Source organism: Microvirga sp. GCM10011540, from assembly GCF_042650665.1.
GTDB lineage: Bacteria > Pseudomonadota > Alphaproteobacteria > Rhizobiales > Beijerinckiaceae > Microvirga > Microvirga lenta.
The window spans coordinates 80,134-100,018 of the sequence record NZ_JBHSBQ010000038.1 but is presented as its reverse complement, the minus strand read 5'-3'; the positions used below and the strand labels follow the sequence as shown (position 1 = coordinate 100,018).

Below are 19,885 nucleotides of genomic sequence, written 5' to 3'. Positions count from 1 at the left end.
CGGGCACGCCCACCAGGCGGAAGAGCTCGTAGAGGATGGGCACGGCCACGGCGCCGCCGCCGACGCCGAAGACGCCGGCGAGCAGGCCGGTGAGCGCGCCCGCCAGCAGCAGCGCCACCGCCAGCCATGCCAGATCGAACAGGGGTATGCCATACATCGCGATTACTTCTCACGGCACAAAACGGCCGCTTCAGCGGGGAGACCAGGATCGCCGAACCATAGGGACCGGAGCACACGCCCGCAAGCAAGTGACACCGCGGCGGGCAATGCCTCGCCGCGGTGCTGCGTTACCGTCGCACGGCGCCTGAACGCGCCGTGCGACCCTTCTCGACGTCAGACGACCCGAACCTCGATCTCGCCGATGCCTTCGACGAAGCCATGGAGCACGTCGCCGCGCTTGACCGCGCCGACGCCGGCGGGCGTTCCCGACATGATGATGTCGCCGGGCTGCAGGGTGAACAATCCGGAGAGATAGGAGATCATCTCCGGCACCTTCCAGATCATCTGGTTGAGATCGCCCTGCTGGCGAACCTCTCCGTTGACCTTCAGCGACACGGCGCCCTCGGTGGGGTGACCGACCTCGCTTGCCGGGACAAGCTCAGAGCAGGGAGCGGAGGCCTCGAAGGCCTTGCCCACTTCCCAGGGACGGCCGAGCTTCTTGGCCTCGCCCTGCAGATCGCGGCGGGTCATGTCGAGCCCCACGCCATAACCGAAGACATGATCGAGAGCCTGCTCCACCGGGATGTCCTTGCCGCCCTTGCCCAGCGCGACGATCATCTCGATCTCGTAGTGCACGTCCGAGGTCTGGGGCGGATAGGGGAAGTTGCCGTCGGTCACGATGTTGTCGGGGTTCTTCTGGAAGAAGAACGGGGGCTCCTTCGAGGGGTCGTGCCCCATCTCGATCGCGTGTTCGGCGTAGTTGCGGCCCACGCAATAAATGCGGTGGACGGGGAACAGCTTGTCGCTGTTCCTCACCGGCAGCGTCGGGATCGGCAGCGGCTGTACGACGTAGCCTGCCATGGAGAGTGGCGCATTCATCATCTTACTCCTGCGTAGTATTCGACTTTTTTCTCGATGTGTTCGATGGCTGCCGACATCAGCATCGCCGCAGCGAAGAGGATGATCGTCAAGGCCCAGAAGTTCTCCATGTCGAAGCTGCGCGAATAAAGCTCGAACAGTTCGCCATATCCGATGATCGATACCAGAAGCTGGCCGATCACCACACCCTTTACGCCGCGGACCAGCCCCAGTCGAATCCCTGCCAGGATCTCCGGAAGCGCCGCGAGGAGAACGATCTTGCTGTAAAGAGCGAAGGGAGAGGCGCCGTAGCTGCGTCCCATCTCGATGAGCGAAGTCGGCACGTGACGGATGCCGGCTCGCGTGTCCAGAACGATGATCCATACCGCGAAGAGGAAGACGGTGACGATGACCGTCGTCTCTCCCATGCCGAACAGGATCATCAACACCGGGACCAGGGCCGAGAGCGGAGCGCTCACGAAGATGTTGACCCAGATCCCGAAGAGGTCGTCCACCGCCTTGAGGCGGCCCATAAGGACGCCGAGCGTGACGCCGACCAGGATGGCGAGCGCCATGCCGATCACGAAGCTGTGCAGCGTGATCAGCGCCGCCGCCTGCCAGGTCTGGGTCTGCACCATCGTCACGGCGGACGCCAGGATGCTCGACAGAGGCGGGATCAGGAACATCACGCCGGATTGTCCGACCAGTTCCCAGATCAGGCACCAGACGATGAGGGATGCCATCATGGGCACCCGATAGCCGTAGATTGTCATGGCAGCCTCCTCAATCCACGTAGTGCTTGAGGCCCTGCCAGATCTCCTCGACCGTATCGAGATAGCCCTGGTCGCGGCGGATGGCATCGGGGGAGGCCGTGCGGTCGATCTTCGGCTCGATGATCTGCGAGACCCGCCCGGGCCGCCGCGAGAGCAGCACGATCCGGTCGGACACGTAGACGGCTTCCTCGATGCTGTGCGTGACGAAGATGAAGGTCTTGCGCTCCTTCTCGACGAGCCGCAGCAGATCCTCCTGGAACTTGCGCCGGTTCTGCTCGTCCACCGCCGAGAACGGCTCGTCGAGGAGCAGCACCTCCGCATTCACCGCGAAGGCCCGGGCCAGCCCCACGCGCTGGCGCATGCCGCCGGAGAGCTCGTGGGGGTACTTGTCCTCGAAGCCGGACAGCCCGACCTCGGCGATGTACTTGCTGGCGATGGCCTGGCGCTCGGCCTTGCCCATCCCCTTCAGCTCGAGGCCGAAGGCGACGTTGCGCATCACCGTGGCCCAGGGCATCAGCGCGAAGTCCTGGAACACGAAGGCCCGCTCGGGGCCGGGGCCCGAGACGGGGCGCCCGCTCACGCGCACCTCGCCCGAAGTCGGCTCGATGAGGCCCGCGATGATCTTGAGCAGCGTCGTCTTTCCGCACCCGGAGGGCCCCAGGAGCGTCGTCAGCTTGCCGCGGGGAAAGTCGAGATCGATGTTGCGAAGGGCCTCGACCTCTCCGTATTTCTTGCAGATGCCGCGGACTTCGACGACGGCGTCGGTGGTTGCGCTCTGTTCCACATGAGCGACGGCAGCGGGGATCGACATGTCAGCCCCTCCTCTTTTCGGGACGCAGGACGCGGATCTCGAAAGCCTCGAGGGCTGCGAGCGTCACGGTCGAGACCAGGATGATGGAGACCACGGCGGCATACATCTCAGCGTAGTTCGCCACGGAACGATGATAGGTGATGAGATCGCCGATTCCGGTCGGCGTGATGAGCAGTTCCGCCAGGATGACGCCGATGAAGCCGGCGGCGAGGCCGAGTCGGAGGCCCGCGAAGATCACCGGGCTCGCATCGGGAATAATGACCTTGGTGATCTGCTGGAGCCGCGTGCCCTGGAAGGAGTAGCACATCGCAACCAATGAGGGATTGGCGTTGCGCACCGCCTTGTAGCCGTTCAGCACGATCACCGGCAGGGCGAGCATGATGACGGCGAGGGTCTTGGCCGCGAGCCCGATGCCGTAGACGAAGGTGATCAGCGGAATGAGCGCCGCCATGGGCGCGGATTGAAGGACGATGAACAAGGGCGCCACAAGCCACTCGGCCATCCGCGACAATCCCATCACGGTCCCGAGCACCACTCCGACGGTCCCTGAGATGGCGATCCCGATGATCAGCGGCTGCAGGGTCGAACCGTAGGCCGAGATCAGGCTGCCGTCCGCGATCATCGTCGCGAAGGCATAGAAGGTTTCGAGAAAGGTCGGGAACGCATAGCTGATCGGCACGCGCCCGGCGATTTCCCACACGAGGAAGAACAGGCCCAGGGACAGGATCCGCGAGATCGCGGGGTACCGGGCGAACAGCCGGCCGAGGCCGAGGCCCCAGCCGGCCGGCGAATGGACGGCCCGCACGGGGCCGTTCACGTGGGAGGAGGCCATCATACCGCCCACCTCACATGGTTCCGACTTTGGACAGGACGCGGTCGAGCGAGCGGGTGTCCCAGAAATTCTCCACCTTCAGGCTGGAGGGATCGCCCGTGAGCTGGCCGGACAGGGTGTAGAAGGCGAAGTCGTCCTTGGCCGCAGCCGCGCCGCCGCCATTGAGCGGGAACGCCTTGCCCTTCGCCAGCTCCGTGAAGTACGGGACGATCTCCTCGACCTGGGAGGCCGGAAGGTCGGGCAGAAGCTTGTACTTGGCCCGCCATTCGGTGACGACCGCCGGATTGGCGGTGACCTCGCGCCAGGTGGTGAGGATCGACTCGACGATCTTGTCGACGTCTTCGGCATTCTTTTCAAGGAAGGTCTGGTTCGCGAACAGAGCTTCGTCGGTGGCGTTCACGCCCTCCAGGGGCAGAATGACGAACTTGCCGGGGGCCTGCGTCTCGAGGAGGCGGCGGCCGGCGGCATCGACGATGGTCGCCTTGACGTTGCCCTGCAGAAGAGCGCCCGTGCGCACCTCGGAGCCCGGGATGTAGCTGATCTTGGAGAACTTGATGCCCTGGCGGTCCTCCATCAGCTTCATGATGGCCTCGGTGCCCGAGCCGCGGGAGTGCACGGCGATTTCCTGGCCGTCGAGATCCTTCCAGGTCTTGTAGAATTCCCCGTTCACCGCCGGATAGAACCGCAGCGTCGAGAGCTGGAGGAACATCCGGACCGGCGCCTTGACCTTCTGCACCAGGGCATAAGGACCTCCGACGCCGATATCCGCCTGGCCACTGACGACCGCCTGGGCCGCAATGTCCTCCGACTTCAGGTAGGTGATTTCGATATCGACGCCCTTTTCCTTGGCACGCTCCAGGGCCGTCAGCAGATGCAGCGATTCAACGCTGGCGATATCGCCGAACGCAACCCGGACCTTGGCCTCGGCCGAGGCGATGAGCGCGGCGCTCACGACCAGCGCCGCAGCCCCTGTCTTCAGACCTGAGAATCCTTTGAACATTTCCATCTCCCTAAGCCCCAGGCGGTTGTTCCACCTTCTCGATGGCCGCGTTATTCGCAACCAATGACATAATGGTTACAATTGGGGTGGAAGGCGTGTCAACAAGAAATGGCCTTGACGACCGTTGCACAGTGTTTCATATCTCCAACCAATTCAGTATTGGTTTGGATTATTGGGATGACGTTGATCAGCGAAGCAGGCTCCGAGCGGGGCACCGTCACGCAGCTGCGGGCCTATCTGGCGCAGGCGGAGCTGCCCGAGGACGGGCGCCTGCCGCCTGAGCGGGACCTGTCGGAGGCCCTCGGCGTCTCCCGGACGGAACTGCGCAAGGCGCTGGGCACGCTCGAAGCCGAGGGGCAGATCTGGCGCCACGTGGGCAAAGGCACCTTCGTCGGCAGCCGGCCCATCGACACCTTTGCGGATCTGACAGCCCTGGCGAAGAGAACCAACCCTGCCGAGGTCATGCGGGCGCGCCTGATCATCGAGCCGGAGATCGCGCGCGCCGCCGCGCTCACGGCGACGCCCATGCATATCGCCGAGATGCGGACCTGCCAGGCCCGCACCCGCGAGGCTGCCACGTGGCGGCAGTACGAGAACTGGGACAACCGCCTTCACCGCACCATCGCGGAGGCGGCGCAGAACACCCCGCTTCTGGGGATTTTCGACACTCTGAATGCGCTGCGCCGGGCCGTCACCTGGGGCCGCCTGCGCTCCACCCCGGTGAAGCCGCGCCCCGACCACCACAGCTTCGCCGAGCACGATGCCATTGTCGACGCGATCGCGAACCGGGACATGAACGGCGCAGCCGCCGCGATGCGCGCCCACCTGCAGACGGTGGAGCGCAATCTCCTCGACCGGCAATCCGCTCCCGGGGAGTAGGAGACGGGATATCGGCCGCCGCTTCGGCCGCGGCCCTACCGGAAGTGCTTGGACAGCTTCAGGCCCTGGGCCTGGTAGTTCGAACCCGCCCCGGCGCCGTAGAGAACGGCTGGCCGCTCGGCCATCCGCTCATAGACGAGACGGCCGACGATCTGGCCGTGCTCCAGAATGAAGGGCACGTCGCGGGAGCGCACCTCGAGCACGGCGCGGGCACCCTCGCCTCCCGCACCCGCATGGCCGAAACCGGGATCGAAGAAGCCAGCGTAGTGCACCCGGAACTCACCGACCAGGGGGTCGAAGGGCACCATCTCGGCCGCATAGTCGGGCGGCACATGCACCGCCTCCTTGGAGGCGAGAATGTAGAACTGGCCGGGATCGAGGATCAGGGTCTGGCTCGCGTCGGCATAGAGCGGCTCCCAGAAATCCGCGATCCTGCACGATCCGGGCTTGTCCACATCGACGAGACCCGTATGCCGCTTGGCCCGGTAGCCGATGAGATTGTCGGAGCCGAAGCCCGCCAGATCCACGCTGACGGCCACGCCGTCCTGGATCGAGGGCTCGGCGGAGGTGACCACCCTCTCCCGCTCGTGCAGCGCATGGAGCTCGGCGTCCGAGAGGCGCACCGCCCCTTTTCGCACGCGCAGCTGCGACAGGCGCGTGCCCGTCCGGACGAGGACCGGAAAGGTGCGGGGGGAGATTTCGGCGTAAAGCGGACCGCTGTAGCCCGCTCCGATCGTGTCGAATTCCTGGCTCCGGTCCGTGATGACCCGGGTGAAGACGTCGATCCGGCCGGTCGAGCTCTTCGGGTTTGCCGCGGCGGACAGGTCAGCCGGCAAGGCAAGGCCCTCCTGCAACTCGGCGATATAAACGCTGCCCGTCTCGAGGATGGCGCCGATGCCGAGGTCGATCTCGTGGAAGCTCAGCTGGGCAAGGCGGTCCCGCACCGTGTGGTTGCGACCGGGCAAGAAGCTCGCCCGAACCCGGTAAGCCCGTCGCCCGAGCCGCAGGTCGAGGCTCGCAGGCTGAACCTGATCGGAGGCGAAAGGCGTCTCCGGCCTGATCACGCCCGCTTCCGCAAGCTGCATGATGGCATCAGCCGATTGGATCCCGTCCCTCAACGCAACCATATGTTCTTCCGACGGGCCCCTGCCCTCTTCAAGGTTCAAGCGAGGCAATATCTCTAAGAGATGTTACGGAATTCTCAAGAACTTCCGTCATCGTCCTCCTCCTCGTCCCGGAAGGCGTACCAGGCCAGCACGATCCGGGCCAGGGCGCTCATGAAGGTCAAGCCGGCAAAGGCATAGGCCAGGATGGGGAACCAGGCGGGAACGAGGATCATGGCGAGGAAGAACAGGATCGTTTCCGTCCCCTCCATGAGACCGGCCGAGAAGTAGATCGACTTGATCCCCCGCGTCTGCGTGTCGAGACCCCGCTTGGCCGCAATGGCCGCGAAGGCGAGGAAACTGGCCCCGTTCACATAGAACGACATCAGGAGGACCGCCGCCGGCACCGCGAACGTATCCGGCTCCCGCAGGGCGAAGGCGAGCGGCACGGCTCCATAGACCGTGAAGTCGAAGACGATGTCGAGCAGGCCGCCCCGGTCCGTCCGCTCGGACGAGCGGGCAACGGCGCCATCGAGACCGTCGAGCACCCGGTTGACCGCGAACAGGACCAGCGCCGCCCCATCGAAGCGCAGCGCGATCATCAAGGCGGCGGCAAGACCCGTGACCAGGCCCAGCATCGTCACGGCGTTGGCCGAGACGCCTGCTCCTGCGAGGCTCCGCCCTGCGCGATCCAGGGGCGGGTCGATCAGGCGCCGCGCCAATCCATCAAGCATGATGGTTCTCCCGATGCCTCCGATTGACGAGGCTCCATGGCGGCCTTACCACGGCCTTGACGCCCTCTTCCAGCGCCGTTCTCAAAAGGGAGCACGATGTATCAGGCTGTAACCCGCGGCATCAGCGTGACGGTGACGCCTCGCTACATGCCCGAGGAATCGTCCCCCGACGATGGCCGCTATTTCTTCGCCTACACGGTCGAGATCATCAATACGGGCCTGCACCGGGTGCAGCTCAAGGCCCGCTACTGGAAGATCGTCGATGCCCACGGACAGGTGCAGGAGGTCCGCGGCGCGGGCGTCGTCGGCGAACAGCCCGTCCTGGGTCCGGGCGAAAGCTACAGCTACACGAGCGGCTGCCCTCTCCCGACGCCCAACGGCACCATGCAGGGCAGCTACATCATGGAGACGGCGGACGGCGAAACCTTCGAAGCCGAAATCCCCGCCTTCTCCCTCGACGTCCCGCAAGCGAAACGCATCCTTCATTGAGGTCCGAATGTCTGTCCAAGGTCAGCGGCTGACGCCGCTCGAAATGCTGGCGAAGCTCGTGTCGTTCGACACCGTGACGTCGAACTCGAACCTTCCCCTCGTCGAGTTCGTCGAGAGCTATCTCCAGAGCTGGAACGTGCCCTATGTCCGCCTGCCCAACGAGGCCGGCGACAAGGCCGCGATCTATGCCACCGTCGGGCCTCAGGACCGCAGCGGCATCGTCCTGTCGGGACACACGGACGTGGTGCCGGTCACGGGACAGGCCTGGACCACCGACCCCTTCACGCTGCGCGTGGAGAACGGGCGCGCCTATGGGCGCGGCGCGGTGGACATGAAGGGCTTCGATGCGCTGGCCCTGGCGCTGGTCCCCGAATTCCAGGCGGCGGGCCTGAAGACGCCGATCAACATCATGCTCTCCTACGACGAGGAGACGACCTGCCTGGGCGTGGTCGAGGGGATCCGCCGCCTCGGGCAAGACCTGCCCATGCCGAAGGCCGCCATCGTCGGCGAGCCGACGAGCCTCGAGGTGGTGGACGCGCACAAGAGCGTCGTCACCTTCACCACGACCGTGCACGGTTTCGAGGCCCATTCGTCGAAGCCGTATCTCGGCGCGAGCGCCGTGATGACGGCGGCGGAGCTGATCGGCGAACTGAACCGCATTGCGGACGAGATGATGGAGCGCGGCGATCCGAGCGGCCGCTTCGACCCGCCCTACTCCACCGTGCATGTCGGCACCATCCATGGCGGAACCGCGCGGAACATCATGGCGAAGTCCTGCTCGTTCCACTGGGAGTTCAGGGGCCTGCCGAGCCTCGATCCGCAGGAGATCCCGAACCGGCTCGACCGCTTCGTGCAGGAGGTCGCCCTCAAGCGCCTCAACCGCTTCGGCGATTTCGGCCGTGTCGAAACCCATCTGGAAGTCGCCGTGCCGGGCCTCGCGCCCGAGCCTGGCTCCGCGGCGGAAACTCTGGTCCTGCGGCTCGCGGGCCGCAACCAGACCGAGACCGTGCCTTTCGGCACGGAGGCCGGACATTACCAGGCCGCCGGAATTCCCACGGTGGTGTGCGGGCCCGGATCGATCAACCAGGCGCACCAGCCGGACGAGTACATTACGCTGGAGCAGCTCGAGGCGGGCGCCGCCTTCATGCGCCGCCTCGCCGCCACCTGCGCGAATTCTTAGGCCGATTCCTCGGCCTTCGCGATCTCGGCCTCCACGTCGGCGGGATCGAGATCGTAGAACTCCGAGCAGAACTCGCAGGTAATCCCGATGCGGCCATTGTCGCCGACCATGTCGCGGCGATCCTCCGCCGAGAACCGGCGCATCATGGACATGATGCGGGTCCTGGAGCAGCGGCACTCCTCGTGCACGCTCAGCCCTTCGAAAACCCGCACGCCGCGCTCGTGGAAGAGGCGATAGAGCAGACGTTCGCTCGATACCGCGGGATCGACCAGTTCGTGATCCTCGACCGTCGCCATGAGCGACTTCGCCTCGAGCCAGGCATCGTCCTCCGACGGCGCCACGAGATCGTGGGACGGATGCCCTTCCGGAATGTCGCCCGGATCGAGGTCGGCCTGCCGCAGCCTGTCCGGAGACGAGGGCAGGAACTGGATCATCAGCCCGCCCGCCCGGTAGGTGTGCCGTCCGTCCTCGAACTGCTCGGCGACCGCGAGCCGGACCTGGGTCGGGATCTGCTCGGACTGACGGAAATACTGATGCGCCGCTTCCTGGAAATCCTGTCCCTCGAGCGCGACGACGCCCTGATAGCGGCTGCGGTCGCTGCCCTGGTCGATGGTCATCGCAAGATAGCCCGAACCCACCAGATCGCCGGTCTTCAGCGTTCCCGTACCGAGGGCGTCGAGCTTCTCCTTGTCGAAGCGCGCCATTGCACGCAGGCGATCGGGCGCGTCGAAATCGACCACGATCATCTCGATCGGCCCGTCCGTCTTGGTCTGAAGCTGGAACCGGCCCTCGAACTTGAGCGACGAGCCCAGAAGAACCGTCAGGGCCGCGGCCTCTCCGAGAACGCGGGAGACGGCGGCCGGATAAGCGTGACGGCTCAGGATGGTGTCGACCGAAGCGCCGAGACGGACGATACGCCCGCGCACGTCGAGAGGTTCGACCGCGAAGGGCAGAACGACGTCGTCTTGGCCTTCGAACGGGGCTGAAGTCATGCCTCTGCTGCTCCCAGGCACCACGCCAGGATGCCTTTCTGTGCGTGAAGCCGGTTCTCGGCCTCATCGAAGACGACCGATTGCGGGCCGTCCATGATTTCGTCCGTCACCTCCTCGCCGCGATGGGCCGGGAGGCAATGCATGAACAGAGCGTCTTTCTGGGCCACGCCCATGAGCTTGCTGTTCACCTGATAGGGCTTGAGAAGGTTGTGGCGGCGGAATTCGTCCTCGTCGCCCATGGAGACCCAGCAATCGGTCACGACCGCATGGGCTCCTTCCGCGGCTTCAAAGGCATCGGTCGTCACGACGATCTCCGCTCCTTCTTTCCTCGCCCATTGCAAAAGCTCTGGGCGGGGAGCGAGTTCCGGCGGCGAGGCGATCTTCAGGGTGAAATTGAGCCGGGCCGCGGCGTGAACCCAGGATGCCAGGACGTTGTTGGCATCGCCCGTCCAGGCGATCGTCCGGCCCTCGATCGAGCCGCGATGCTCCTCGAAAGTCATCACGTCCGCCATGATCTGGCAGGGATGGGTCATCTTGGTGAGGCCGTTGATGACCGGGATCGAGGCGTGCTCGGCCAGCTCCGTCACCATCGCATGGTCCAGGGTGCGGATCATGATGGCGTCGACGTAACGGGAGAGGACCCGGGCCGTATCGGCGATGGTCTCGCCGCGGCCGAGCTGCATCTCCTTGCCCGTGAGCATCAGCGTTTCGCCGCCGAGCTCCCGCATGCCCACGTCGAACGACACGCGCGTGCGGGTGGAGGGCTTGTCGAAGACCATGGCCAGGACCTTGCCCTCGAGGGGACGGTCCTTGGCCCGCTCGCCCCGGCGGCGGCGGCCCTTGATTGCGGCTCCGACGTTCAGGACGTGGCGGATCTCCGCACCGGAGAGGTCGCTGAGATCGAGAAAGTGACGGGTCTTCATTCGGCGGCTCCCCGCTGAGCGGTGGCTTTCAGATCGGCCTCGATGGCTGCGCAGGCCGCATCGAGACGGTTCATCGCCTCCGCGACGTCGGCATCGTTGACGATCAGCGGCGGCAGGAGACGGGTGACGTTGTCGCCCGCCGCGATCAGGATGATTTTCTGGGCGCGCGCGGCGGCAATGAAATCGGTGTTCGGCACATGGGTGCGCAGCCCCATCATGAGGCCCGAGCCCCGCACCTCGGCAATGACGGCCGGGTGACGGTCCTTGAGCTCGGCCAAGCGCTGCCTGAGCAGAAGGCCCATGTGCTCCACCCTCTCCAGGAAGCCCGGCTCCAGGATCACGTCCAGCACCGCGTTCCCGACGGCCATGGCCAGGGGATTGCCGCCGAAGGTGGTTCCGTGGGAACCCACGGTCATGCCGCTCGCAGCCTCGGCCGTGGCGAGGCAGGCGCCCATGGGGAAGCCTCCGCCGATGCCCTTGGCGACGGTCATGATGTCGGGGGTCACCCCGGTCCACTCATAGGCGAAAAGCTTGCCCGTGCGGCCGACGCCGGTCTGGATCTCGTCGAAGATCAAAAGAAGGCCGTTGGCGTCGCACAGATTGCGCAGCTCCCGCAGGAATGCGTTCGGGACCGGCCGGATGCCGCCCTCGCCCTGGATCGGCTCGATCATGAGAGCGGCCGTCTCGGGCCCGATGGCGGCCTTCAGCGCCTCGAGGTCGTCGAAGGGCACCTGATCGAAGCCCTCCACCTTCGGGCCGAAGCCCTCCAGATACTTGGCCTGGCCGCCTGCCGCGATGGTGGCGAGGGTCCGGCCATGGAAGGCGCCCTCGAAGGTGACGATGCGGAAGCGCTCGGGATGCCCCTTGGAGGCATGGTGCTTCCTAGCCATCTTGATGGCCGCCTCGTTGGCCTCGGCCCCCGAGTTGGAGAAGAAGACCACGTCGGCAAAAGTGTTTTCCACCAGGCGCTTAGCCAGCCGCTCGCCCTCGGGGATCTGATAGAGATTCGAGGTGTGCCAGAGCTTGGAGGCCTGCTCGGTCAGGGCCCTCACCAGATGGGGATGGGCATGGCCGAGGGCATTGACGGCGATGCCGGCCCCGAAATCCAGATATCGCTCGCCATCTCGGCCGAAAAGCCAGGGGCCCTCCCCCTTCTCGAAGGAAATATCGGCGCGTGCATAGGTTTGCAGCAATGGCGATGTCACGGGGTCGTCTCCGCCTTGAGGGACCCAAGGTCGCACCCTGGGGCCCGGAAAAAGAAAGCGCCGCCCAAGCGGGGCGGCACGGGAACGGATTCTAACGAGGCCGAAGACCCTGTCAATTCAAGAGAAATGATGCGAGACATCACGCGGGAAACGGCCCCGGGGTGAGTTCCCTGGGGAAAACGACAGGGCCTGTTCGGGGACTCTTGCGCCCGAGTCCACCCATCTAGTAACTTCAGAGCCGTCGAATACGACGTTTCGTGCGGCGGTTTTCACCCTCAGGAGCGATCCCAGCAACGCGGTCGGACACAAAAACTCTGTCCGCGATGCATAACGGATTCGGCCCTGAACCGGACGGCCCCGATGGAGGCGGGAAAAGAAATGATAGATGCGGGCGTTACTTGGACGGATGAGAGGGTCGAGCTTCTGAAGAAGCTCTGGTCCGACGGCTTGAGTGCGAGCCAAATCGCGGCAGAACTCGGAAACGTGACCCGCAATGCGGTGATCGGCAAGGTTCACCGCCTCGGCCTGTCGGGGCGCGCCAAGGACAAGGCCGCGTCGACCGCCCAGCGTCCGCGCAAGGCCGCTCGCGCGCCCAGCGCGCCTGCTCCGATCGCACCTCCCGATCGCAGCAACGTGGTGGTGGCCCCCCTCCCGCAGCCTCCGCTGATCGAGGAGGAGCCCGAAATCCTCGCCGGAGACGACGTGGCCATCCCCATGTCCGAACGCGTGACGATCATGGACCTGCGCGAGTCCATGTGCCGCTGGCCCATGGGCGATCCGACCAAGCCGGAATTTCGCTTCTGCGGCGCCCGCTCCATCACGGGCCTGCCCTACTGCACACACCACGCCCGGATCGCCTACCAGCCGGTGACCGACCGCAAGCGTGAACGCAAGCTCGCCCGCGCCTGAGGCGCGACGAGGACCAGGACCGAACCGATAAAAACAAGAGGCCGCGTGAGAATGCTCACGCGGCCTTATATGTTTGAGATTGCCCCGTTCAGGCGCTGACGTTCTGAGGCGGTTCGGAGCGGGCGAATGTCTCGTCGAAGGAATAGCCGGCGCCGCGCACGGTTCGGATCGGATCGGGCTGCCGAGGCAGATTGATCGCCTTGCGCAAGCGCCCGACATGCACGTCGACGGTGCGCTCGTCGATATAGACGTCGTGACCCCAGACCGCATTGAGCAGGTGCTCACGGCTGAAGACCCGCCCCGGGCTCTGCATCAGGAATTCCAGCAGGCGAAACTCCGTCGGGCCGAGGTGGAGCTCCTTGCCGTTGCGCCGGACGCGGTGGGTCTCGCGGTCGAGTTCCATGTCGCCGGCCGTCAGGACGGTTGCGATATGCGCCGGCTTGGTGCGACGCAGGAGCGCCCGGACGCGGGCGAGGAGTTCCGGCACGGAGAACGGCTTGACGATGTAGTCGTCCGCTCCCGTGGAAAGACCGCGGATGCGGTCTCCTTCCTCGCCACGGGCGGTGAGCATGATGACCGGGAGACGCTCCGTCTCGGGGCGGACGCGGATGCGCCGGCACAGTTCTATTCCGGAGAGGCCCGGCAGCATCCAGTCGAGAAGCACGATGTCCGGCACCTGCTCGCGCAGGCGGATTTCCGCCTCGTCGCCCCGCGCGACGGAGTCGACCTCGTAACCTTCCGCCTCCAGGTTGTATCGCAACAGGAGCGTGAGGGGCTCCTCATCCTCGACGATCAGAACACGAGGCCCCATCCTCAGGCTCCAACATTGACCGCAGCATCGATCGAACGGTCGTTCTTGGGCCGGTCGATCGCCAGATTCTCACCGAGCACGAGGTAATGCACCGTCTCCGCGATGTTGGTGGTGTGGTCGCCGATGCGCTCGATGTTCTTGGCGCAGAACAGGAGATGCGTGCAGAACGAGATGTTGCGCGGATCCTCCATCATGTAGGTCAGGAGCTCGCGGAAGAGCGACGTGTAGAGCGCGTCGATGGCTCCGTCGCGCCGCCACACGTCGACGGCCCGCACCGTGTCCTGCTGCGCATAGGCGTCGAGAACATCCTTCAGCTGTCCCAGGACGAGATCACTCATGTGCTGCAGGCCCAGCACGATCTTCTGCGGCTGGAACTCCTCGCCGATGGCGAGCGCCCGCTTTGCGATGTTCTTCGCCAGATCGCCGATGCGCTCGACGTCGCCCGAAACGCGGATCGCCGAAATGGTCTCGCGCAGATCGACCGCCAGCGGTTGGCGCCGCGCGATGGTCAGGATGGCGCTTTCCTCCACCTCGCGCTGCAGCACGTCGAGGCGGCTGTCGGATGTGATGACGCTCTGGGCCAAGCCCTTGTCGTGACGGACCAGGGCGGCGATGGAGTCGACGAGCATCTTCTCGGCGATGCCGCCCATCTCGGTGATCCGTCGCCGGAGACCCTGCAGGTCGTTGTCGTAGGAGCTGACGATATGCTCCGCCATGGAAAGCCTCCCTTGAAGCGCCTCGGTCAACCGAAGCGGCCCGTAATGTAATCCTGGGTCTGTTTCTTGCTCGGGTTCATGAACATCTTGTTCGTCGGCCCGAACTCGACCAGCTCGCCAAGATACATGAACGCCGTGAACTGAGAGATACGCGCCGCCTGCTGCATGTTGTGCGTGACGATCACGATAGTGAACTCGGAGCGCAACTGCTCGATCAGTTCTTCGATCTTGCCGGTCGAAATGGGGTCGAGAGCCGAAGTCGGTTCGTCGAGCAGGATCACCTCGGGCTTCTGGGCGATGGTGCGCGCGATGCACAGACGCTGCTGCTGGCCGCCGGAGAGACCCATGCCCGACTGGCGCAGCTTGTCCTTCACCTCGTCCCAAAGGGCGGCCTTGCGAAGAGCCTCCTCGATGCGGCCGTCGAGTTCGGATTTGGGCAGCTTCTCATAGAGCCTGATGCCGAATGCGATATTGTCGTAGATCGACATGGGAAACGGCGTAGGCTTCTGGAACACCATGCCCACCCGCGCCCGCAACTCGTTCACGTCGACCGAGGACGAGAGGATGTTCTGCCCGTCGAGCAGGATCTCGCCTTCGGCCCGCTGCTCCGGATAGAGGCTGTAGATGCGGTTGAAGGTGCGAAGCAGCGTGGATTTCCCGCAGCCGGAGGGGCCGATCAGGGCCGTGACCTGTCGGTCGAAGAAATCCATGGAGATGTTCTTCAGGCTGTGGAAATCGCCGTAGTAGAAGTTGAGCGCGCGAACCGCGATGCGGGCGGGAGCGCTTGCATCGGCGACGCGCGCATTTCCGAGGGCGCCGCCTGCGGAGACGGAAATCTGGCTCATCGAGCTTGTTCCTTCCTGAAGAGCAGGCGCGCCACCACGGAGAGCGCCAGGATCGACACGGTAATGATGAGAGCGCCGGCCCAGGCGAGTTCACGCCAGTTCTCGTAAGGAGCGAGCGCGAACTGGTAGATCGTGACCGGCAGGTTGGAGACGCCGCCCATCAGGTCCGGGCTGAACCAGAAATTATTGTTCAGGGCGGTGAAGAGAAGCGGCGCCGTTTCACCTGCGATGCGCGCCGTCGCGAGCAGGATGCCGGTCACCATGCCGGACCGGGCCGCACGCCAGGAGATCTGTATGATCACCTTCGACATCGGCGCGCCGAGCGCCGCACCCGCTTCGCGCAGGGAGCCCGGCACGATGCGCAGCATGTCCTCCGTCGTGCGCACGATGACGGGGATGGCGATGATCGCCAGCGCAACGCCACCGGCCCAGCCGGAATACCCGCCCATGGGCTGCACCATGAGGGTGTAGACGAAGAGACCGATGAGAATCGACGGAGCGGCGAGCAGAATGTCGTTCACGAAGCGGATCACGCTGGCGAGCTTGGAGCCGCGGCCATATTCGGCGAGATACGTCCCGGCCAGGACACCGATGGGCGTGGCGACGACGATGCCGAGGAACGTGAGAACCAGGCTTCCGACGATGGCGTTGGCGATGCCGCCGCCTTCCGTGCCCGGCCCCGGAGTCGTCTCGGTGAAGACTGCAAGGGAGAGGCCGCGGGTGCCTTCGACGATGAGCATCACGAGGATCCAGCCCAGCACCGCGATCCCGAGCAGGGTGAAGACCGTGCTGATCACCTTGAGGGCCCGGTCCGCCGTCTGCCGGCTGCGCCGGACGCGCCCCCAGGCGGGAGCTGCCGCAGCCGAAACCTGGTGAGGTGTGGCATCCATGATCGAGCCTCCTCAATGGACCTTGACGCGGGAAATCAGGAACCGCGCCAGGGCAAGAACGGTGAAGGTCACCAGGAACAGGATGCATCCGAGCGCCAGCAGCGCATTGAGATGCAGGCCCGATGCCTCGTTGAATTCGTTGGCGATGCGGGATGCGATGGTCGAACCCGGATCGAAGAGCGACAGGGACAGGCGGTTGGCATTGCCGATCACGAAGGTCACGGCCATCGTCTCGCCCAGGGCGCGCCCCAGCCCCAGCATGATGGCCCCGATGATGCTGACGCCGGCCTGCGGGAGGAGGACGTAGCGGACCACCTCCCAGGTGGTGCAGCCCACCCCATAGGCGCTCTCGCGCAGCATCGTCGGGATCTGGTCGAGGATGTCGCGCGTGATCGAGGCGATGAACGGAATGATCATGATGGCGAGGATGATGCCCGCCGTCAGCACGCCGACGCCCGAGGGGACGCGGGCGTAAAGGACCGTGCCGAAGAAGGGCAGCCCTTCGACCAGGTTGGAAACCGGGATCTGGACGAACTGGGCGAAGAGCGGGGCGAAGACGAACAGGCCCCACATGCCGTAGATGATGCTCGGAACCGCCGCCAGGAGCTCGATGGTGGTCGAGACCGGCCGCCTCAGCCAGGATGGGCAGAGCTGGGTGAGGAAGATGGCGATGCCGATGGAAATCGGCACGCCGATCACGAGGGCGATGAGAGCCGAGGTAAGGGTGCCGGCGATGGCGACCCAGGCCCCGTATTGGTCCCGCCCGACATTCCAGACGCTCGAGGTCAGGAAGCCGAAGCCGAATTCGCTGAAGGCCGGCCAGCCGCCGTAGATCATGGAGCCGATGATGCCGGCGAGGACGACGAGGACCAGCAGAGCCGAACCGTAGCTTGCCCAACGGAAGACACGGTCCGAAGTGTGGTGGGAGGAGCGGCGGGCGATCTGCACGTTTGATGCGACGAGTTGATCAGACACAGCAGTCATCCGCCGCTCCTCACTATCCTTGTTGACCGGTCGGTCGATTACATCTTGTAGACCGGCTCACCCGACTTGTTCTTGATTTCCTTCGCCCAGGCATCGCGCACCTGGCCCACGACGTTGTCGGGGAGCGGAACGTAGTCGAGATCGGCAGCCAGCTTGTCGCCGTTCTTATAGGCCCAATCGAAGAACTTCAGAACCTCGGCGGTCTGCTCAGGCTTCTCCGGGTTCTTGTAGACCAGGATGAAGGTCGGGGCAGTGATCGGCCAAGCATCGGCGCCGGACTGGTTGGTCAGGGAGATGCCGAAGCCCGGAGCAGCCGACCAGTTGGCATTGGCGGCAGCAGCCTGGAAGGACTTGTCTTCCGGCTTGGGATACTGGCCGTCCTTGTTCTGGACGAGAGCGTAGGGAATGTTGTTCTGCTTGGCATAGGCGTACTCGACATAGCCGATCGAGTTCGGGACCTGCTTCACGGTCGCGGCAACGCCCTCGTTGCCCTTGCCGCCCTGGCCGACCGGCCAGCTGATGGTGGTGTTGGCGCCGAACTCCGAATCCCAGGCGTTCGAGACCTGCGAGAGGTAGGTCGTGAAGACGCTCGTCGTGCCCGACGAGTCGGAGCGGTAGACCGGAGTGATCGTCGCATCGGGGAGCTTCACGCCCTGATTGAGCTGGGCGATCTTGGGATCGTTCCACTTGGCGATCTCGCCGCGGAAGATGTCGGCCAGGACTTCACCCGTCAGCTTGATCTGACCGGATTCGACGCCCTGGACGTTGACGACCGGAACGACGCCGCCCATCACCGTGGGGAACTGGAACAGGCCGTTCTTCTCGAGATCGGCACCCTTCATCGGGGCGTCGGTGGCGCCGAAATCGACGGTCTTGGCCTGGATCTGCTTGATTCCGCCACCGGAGCCGATCGACTGATAGTTCAGGCCGTTCCCCGTCTCCTTCTTGTAGGCCTCGGCCCATTTCGAATAGACCGGGAAGGGAAAGGTCGCGCCTGCGCCAGTGATGTCAGCAGCATTGGCAGCGGTCGAAAACGAGGCGACGGCGAGGCCGGCCGCGAAGGCGTAGGACAGAATTTTCACGAAACTTCTCCCTGTTTGTACAAGCGTGGCAGGCAGACCGATCGATGGACATGCCGTTGCCGCCGGGACAGCTAGGATCTTCCGATGTCTCGTCTACGACAGTTGGATGACAGTTCAGTGACAACGCCCGCCGCCAGCATCCGGCCACCCGTTCAAGACAACGTGACCAACGCGAATGAAGTTCAGCCGGCGAAGCTCGATAAATCGAGCAATCAGCGTAGCTTAGACCGAGGCTGCTGGATGGGCGGCGCCCGACGCCGCGAAGACAACGCCTGGGAAAGCAATCTTGACCGCGGGTTCCGGTCTTTGACAGAACGGCTTATTGGGGACCGGCTGTCTCGCCCTGAACCGCCTCCGGGATCGTTACCGTGAAGCAAGCCCCGCGGCCGGGTTCGCTCGAGATATCCAGGATTCCGCGGTGGCGGTTGATGATATGCTTGACGATGGCGAGGCCGAGCCCCGTGCCGCCCTTGTCGCGGCTCTCCGCGACATCGACCCTGTAGAACCGCTCCGTAAGGCGTGGCAGATGCTCCGGCGCGATGCCCGGTCCATAGTCGCGGACGGAGAGCACCACCTGCGGCCGCGCTTCGCCGCCCGAAGGCTGGAGGGGCGCCAACTCGACATCGACCCTGCCGCCGCTCTCGCCGTATTTCACCGCGTTCTCGATCAGGTTCTCCATGACGCGCAGGAGTTCGTCGCGGTCTCCCAGCACCGGCACGGGGCGGTCGGGAAGGCGCGCCTGGATCGTTACCCCCCGGTCTCTCGCCAAGGGCGTGAGGGTTTCGACCATCTGCGCGACGATGGACATGAGGTCGACCGCCTCCGTGGGAAGGACATGGGCCCGCATCTCGATGCGCGACAGGGACAGGAGGTCGTCGATCAGGCGCTTCATGCGGTGCGCCTGCCCCCGCATGATGTCGAGGAACCTCTCCCGGGCGCGGGCATCGTCCCGAGCCGGCCCCTGCAGGGTCTCGATGAAGCCGAGAAGCGACGCGAGGGGGGTGCGCAACTCATGGCTCGCATTGGCCACGAAGTCCGCGCGCATGGCTTCCAGGCGCCGTGCCGAGGTCTGGTCGCGGAAGAACAGGACGACGCCCGACTGCACCCCGATCTGGGATGAGTCGCCCTTCAGCGGGCCGATATGGACCTCGAACGTCCGTTCCGTCGGAACCCGCTCCGAATACTCGATCCGCAGCGGCGCGCCCGAAACCAGGACCTCGTCGATGCCGTCGAGCACGTCGGGACTGCGCAGGGCGAAGGACAAGGGATGTTCGGTCTTCAAGCCCGGCAGCAGCGCGCGGGCGGCCGCGTTGGCCTCCACCACGAGCGCCCGCTGATCGACGAGGATCACCGGGTCCGGGATATGGGCCAGAAGCGCCTCGGCGATGCCAGTCCGCCGCGCCTCCCTCGACTGGAGGCGACTGCGGGTTCCCAGAAGCCCTTCTCCAAGCCCCCGTCTGGAACCTCCGACGGTAGCCGCGAGGGAGATCGAAACGACGGCCGCTGCCAGCAACCAAGCATCCCACTGGCCTCGGAACGCGGCGAGCGCAACGAACACGAGGCTTGCGACCAAGGCGCCGCGAACGGCGCTACGACGGACCGGGGAGCCGGCGCGCTCAGGCTCGTCCTGCGCCCTCATGTCGTCTGGTTCGTTCATCGGAGGCTGAAGATCCGAAAGGAATGGCACGCCCTATTTAGGGGAGACGCCCG

The 19,885-nt window shown here is 65.0% G+C and carries 21 protein-coding genes; 4 read left to right on the top strand and 17 right to left on the bottom strand.

Translation table 11 applies throughout. The features are described from left to right. Positions 1-333: 333 nt before the first annotated feature. Genes ACFOYU_RS13435 through ACFOYU_RS13415 form a run of 5 tightly spaced genes read right to left on the bottom strand, consistent with a single transcriptional unit; the run spans position 334 to position 4,433 of the window. Complete coding sequence (locus ACFOYU_RS13435; RefSeq protein WP_377033984.1) at positions 334-1,038, bottom strand: fumarylacetoacetate hydrolase family protein; 705 nt, start codon at positions 1,036-1,038, stop codon at positions 334-336. Then, on the bottom strand, positions 1,038-1,790 hold the full coding sequence (locus ACFOYU_RS13430; RefSeq protein ID WP_377033980.1) for an ABC transporter permease: 753 nt from the start codon (positions 1,788-1,790) through the stop codon (positions 1,038-1,040). The genes ACFOYU_RS13435 and ACFOYU_RS13430 overlap by 1 nt, the downstream gene beginning before the upstream one ends. 10 nt (positions 1,791-1,800) lie before the next feature. Beyond that, positions 1,801-2,601 carry an ABC transporter ATP-binding protein gene (locus ACFOYU_RS13425; RefSeq protein WP_226742657.1) on the bottom strand — a complete coding sequence of 267 codons (801 nt, stop codon included), beginning with the start codon at positions 2,599-2,601 and terminating at the stop codon, positions 1,801-1,803. A 1-nt stretch (position 2,602) separates the two neighbouring features. Beyond that, the gene (locus ACFOYU_RS13420; protein WP_226742656.1) at positions 2,603-3,436 is read right to left on the bottom strand and encodes an ABC transporter permease; all 834 of its coding nucleotides are present in this window, start codon (positions 3,434-3,436) and stop codon (positions 2,603-2,605) included. A gap of 10 nt (positions 3,437-3,446) precedes the next feature. Beyond that, positions 3,447-4,433 carry an ABC transporter substrate-binding protein gene (locus ACFOYU_RS13415; RefSeq protein WP_377033979.1) on the bottom strand — a complete coding sequence of 329 codons (987 nt, stop codon included), beginning with the start codon at positions 4,431-4,433 and terminating at the stop codon, positions 3,447-3,449. A gap of 177 nt (positions 4,434-4,610) precedes the next feature. On the opposite strand from ACFOYU_RS13415, the gene ACFOYU_RS13410 reads away from it, so the two are divergent. Beyond that, the gene (locus tag ACFOYU_RS13410; RefSeq protein WP_377033978.1) at positions 4,611-5,312 is read left to right on the top strand and encodes a FadR/GntR family transcriptional regulator; all 702 of its coding nucleotides are present in this window, start codon (positions 4,611-4,613) and stop codon (positions 5,310-5,312) included. Positions 5,313-5,347: 35 nt separating this feature from the next. Here the strand turns inward: ACFOYU_RS13410 and ACFOYU_RS13405 are convergent, their stop codons facing one another. Together ACFOYU_RS13405 and ACFOYU_RS13400 are read right to left on the bottom strand one after the other, a co-directional pair. Continuing rightward, on the bottom strand, positions 5,348-6,439 hold the full coding sequence (locus ACFOYU_RS13405) for a 2'-deoxycytidine 5'-triphosphate deaminase (RefSeq protein WP_377033977.1): 1,092 nt from the start codon (positions 6,437-6,439) through the stop codon (positions 5,348-5,350). Between the two features lie 74 nt (positions 6,440-6,513). After that, on the bottom strand, positions 6,514-7,149 hold the full coding sequence (locus ACFOYU_RS13400; protein ID WP_377033976.1) for a CDP-alcohol phosphatidyltransferase family protein: 636 nt from the start codon (positions 7,147-7,149) through the stop codon (positions 6,514-6,516). A gap of 96 nt (positions 7,150-7,245) precedes the next feature. Here ACFOYU_RS13400 and apaG point away from each other — a divergent pair, with 96 nt between their 5' ends. Next, positions 7,246-7,638, top strand: coding sequence for a Co2+/Mg2+ efflux protein ApaG (gene apaG / locus ACFOYU_RS13395; RefSeq protein WP_226742651.1), 393 nt, complete (start codon positions 7,246-7,248; stop codon positions 7,636-7,638). Between the two features lie 7 nt (positions 7,639-7,645). Then, the gene (gene argE / locus ACFOYU_RS13390; protein WP_377033975.1) at positions 7,646-8,818 is read left to right on the top strand and encodes an acetylornithine deacetylase; all 1,173 of its coding nucleotides are present in this window, start codon (positions 7,646-7,648) and stop codon (positions 8,816-8,818) included. Here argE and ACFOYU_RS13385 read toward each other — a convergent pair. Genes ACFOYU_RS13385 through ACFOYU_RS13375 form a run of 3 tightly spaced genes read right to left on the bottom strand, consistent with a single transcriptional unit; the run spans position 8,815 to position 11,938 of the window. After that, positions 8,815-9,810 carry an Hsp33 family molecular chaperone gene (locus ACFOYU_RS13385; RefSeq protein WP_377033974.1) on the bottom strand — a complete coding sequence of 332 codons (996 nt, stop codon included), beginning with the start codon at positions 9,808-9,810 and terminating at the stop codon, positions 8,815-8,817. The two genes, argE and ACFOYU_RS13385, sit on opposite strands and share 4 nt — an antisense overlap. Continuing rightward, complete coding sequence (gene argF, locus ACFOYU_RS13380; protein WP_226742648.1) at positions 9,807-10,733, bottom strand: ornithine carbamoyltransferase; 927 nt, start codon at positions 10,731-10,733, stop codon at positions 9,807-9,809. The genes ACFOYU_RS13385 and argF overlap by 4 nt, the downstream gene beginning before the upstream one ends. Beyond that, entirely contained in the window at positions 10,730-11,938 is a 1,209-nt protein-coding gene (locus ACFOYU_RS13375) for an aspartate aminotransferase family protein (RefSeq protein ID WP_377033973.1), read from the bottom strand. Before ACFOYU_RS13375 ends, argF begins: the two co-directional genes overlap by 4 nt. Positions 11,939-12,316: 378 nt before the next feature. On the opposite strand from ACFOYU_RS13375, the gene ACFOYU_RS13370 reads away from it, so the two are divergent. Beyond that, positions 12,317-12,847, top strand: a complete 531-nt coding sequence (locus ACFOYU_RS13370; protein ID WP_377033972.1) for a GcrA family cell cycle regulator — start codon at positions 12,317-12,319, stop codon at positions 12,845-12,847. An 88-nt stretch (positions 12,848-12,935) separates the two neighbouring features. On the opposite strand, the gene phoB is transcribed toward ACFOYU_RS13370, so the two are convergent. From phoB to ACFOYU_RS13335, 7 genes are all read right to left on the bottom strand, one after another. Continuing rightward, positions 12,936-13,658, bottom strand: coding sequence for a phosphate regulon transcriptional regulator PhoB (gene phoB / locus ACFOYU_RS13365; protein WP_226742645.1), 723 nt, complete (start codon positions 13,656-13,658; stop codon positions 12,936-12,938). Positions 13,659-13,660: 2 nt separating this feature from the next. Further along, positions 13,661-14,374, bottom strand: coding sequence for a phosphate signaling complex protein PhoU (phoU, locus tag ACFOYU_RS13360; protein WP_226742644.1), 714 nt, complete (start codon positions 14,372-14,374; stop codon positions 13,661-13,663). 26 nt (positions 14,375-14,400) lie between these two features. Next, positions 14,401-15,219 carry a phosphate ABC transporter ATP-binding protein PstB gene (pstB, locus tag ACFOYU_RS13355; RefSeq protein ID WP_377033971.1) on the bottom strand — a complete coding sequence of 273 codons (819 nt, stop codon included), beginning with the start codon at positions 15,217-15,219 and terminating at the stop codon, positions 14,401-14,403. Next, positions 15,216-16,109: a phosphate ABC transporter permease PstA gene (gene pstA / locus ACFOYU_RS13350; RefSeq protein ID WP_377033970.1), complete on the bottom strand. Its 894-nt coding sequence runs from the start codon at positions 16,107-16,109 to the stop codon at positions 15,216-15,218. Before pstA ends, pstB begins: the two co-directional genes overlap by 4 nt. A gap of 12 nt (positions 16,110-16,121) precedes the next feature. Next, positions 16,122-17,093 (bottom strand): phosphate ABC transporter permease subunit PstC, encoded by a 972-nt coding sequence (pstC, locus tag ACFOYU_RS13345; RefSeq protein WP_377033969.1) that lies wholly within the window; start codon positions 17,091-17,093, stop codon positions 16,122-16,124. Positions 17,094-17,131: 38 nt separating this feature from the next. Continuing rightward, positions 17,132-18,175, bottom strand: a complete 1,044-nt coding sequence (pstS, locus tag ACFOYU_RS13340) for a phosphate ABC transporter substrate-binding protein PstS (RefSeq protein ID WP_226742640.1) — start codon at positions 18,173-18,175, stop codon at positions 17,132-17,134. A gap of 319 nt (positions 18,176-18,494) precedes the next feature. Continuing rightward, positions 18,495-19,814: an ATP-binding protein gene (locus tag ACFOYU_RS13335; RefSeq protein WP_377033983.1), complete on the bottom strand. Its 1,320-nt coding sequence runs from the start codon at positions 19,812-19,814 to the stop codon at positions 18,495-18,497. Positions 19,815-19,885: the final 71 nt, after the last annotated feature.

Coding starts and splice junctions, on each gene's coding strand:
- ACFOYU_RS13435 (WP_377033984.1), bottom strand. CDS start 1,038: ATGAATGCGCCACTCTCCATGGCAGGCTACGTCGTACAGCCGCTGCCG.
- ACFOYU_RS13430 (WP_377033980.1), bottom strand. CDS start 1,790: ATGACAATCTACGGCTATCGGGTGCCCATGATGGCATCCCTCATCGTC.
- ACFOYU_RS13425 (WP_226742657.1), bottom strand. CDS start 2,601: ATGTCGATCCCCGCTGCCGTCGCTCATGTGGAACAGAGCGCAACCACC.
- ACFOYU_RS13420 (WP_226742656.1), bottom strand. CDS start 3,436: ATGATGGCCTCCTCCCACGTGAACGGCCCCGTGCGGGCCGTCCATTCG.
- ACFOYU_RS13415 (WP_377033979.1), bottom strand. CDS start 4,433: ATGTTCAAAGGATTCTCAGGTCTGAAGACAGGGGCTGCGGCGCTGGTC.
- ACFOYU_RS13410 (WP_377033978.1), top strand. CDS start 4,611: ATGACGTTGATCAGCGAAGCAGGCTCCGAGCGGGGCACCGTCACGCAG.
- ACFOYU_RS13405 (WP_377033977.1), bottom strand. CDS start 6,439: ATGGTTGCGTTGAGGGACGGGATCCAATCGGCTGATGCCATCATGCAG.
- ACFOYU_RS13400 (WP_377033976.1), bottom strand. CDS start 7,149: ATGCTTGATGGATTGGCGCGGCGCCTGATCGACCCGCCCCTGGATCGC.
- apaG (WP_226742651.1), top strand. CDS start 7,246: ATGTATCAGGCTGTAACCCGCGGCATCAGCGTGACGGTGACGCCTCGC.
- argE (WP_377033975.1), top strand. CDS start 7,646: ATGTCTGTCCAAGGTCAGCGGCTGACGCCGCTCGAAATGCTGGCGAAG.
- ACFOYU_RS13385 (WP_377033974.1), bottom strand. CDS start 9,810: ATGACTTCAGCCCCGTTCGAAGGCCAAGACGACGTCGTTCTGCCCTTC.
- argF (WP_226742648.1), bottom strand. CDS start 10,733: ATGAAGACCCGTCACTTTCTCGATCTCAGCGACCTCTCCGGTGCGGAG.
- ACFOYU_RS13370 (WP_377033972.1), top strand. CDS start 12,317: ATGATAGATGCGGGCGTTACTTGGACGGATGAGAGGGTCGAGCTTCTG.
- phoB (WP_226742645.1), bottom strand. CDS start 13,658: ATGGGGCCTCGTGTTCTGATCGTCGAGGATGAGGAGCCCCTCACGCTC.
- phoU (WP_226742644.1), bottom strand. CDS start 14,374: ATGGCGGAGCATATCGTCAGCTCCTACGACAACGACCTGCAGGGTCTC.
- pstB (WP_377033971.1), bottom strand. CDS start 15,219: ATGAGCCAGATTTCCGTCTCCGCAGGCGGCGCCCTCGGAAATGCGCGC.
- pstA (WP_377033970.1), bottom strand. CDS start 16,109: ATGGATGCCACACCTCACCAGGTTTCGGCTGCGGCAGCTCCCGCCTGG.
- pstC (WP_377033969.1), bottom strand. CDS start 17,093: ATGACTGCTGTGTCTGATCAACTCGTCGCATCAAACGTGCAGATCGCC.
- ACFOYU_RS13335 (WP_377033983.1), bottom strand. CDS start 19,814: ATGAGGGCGCAGGACGAGCCTGAGCGCGCCGGCTCCCCGGTCCGTCGT.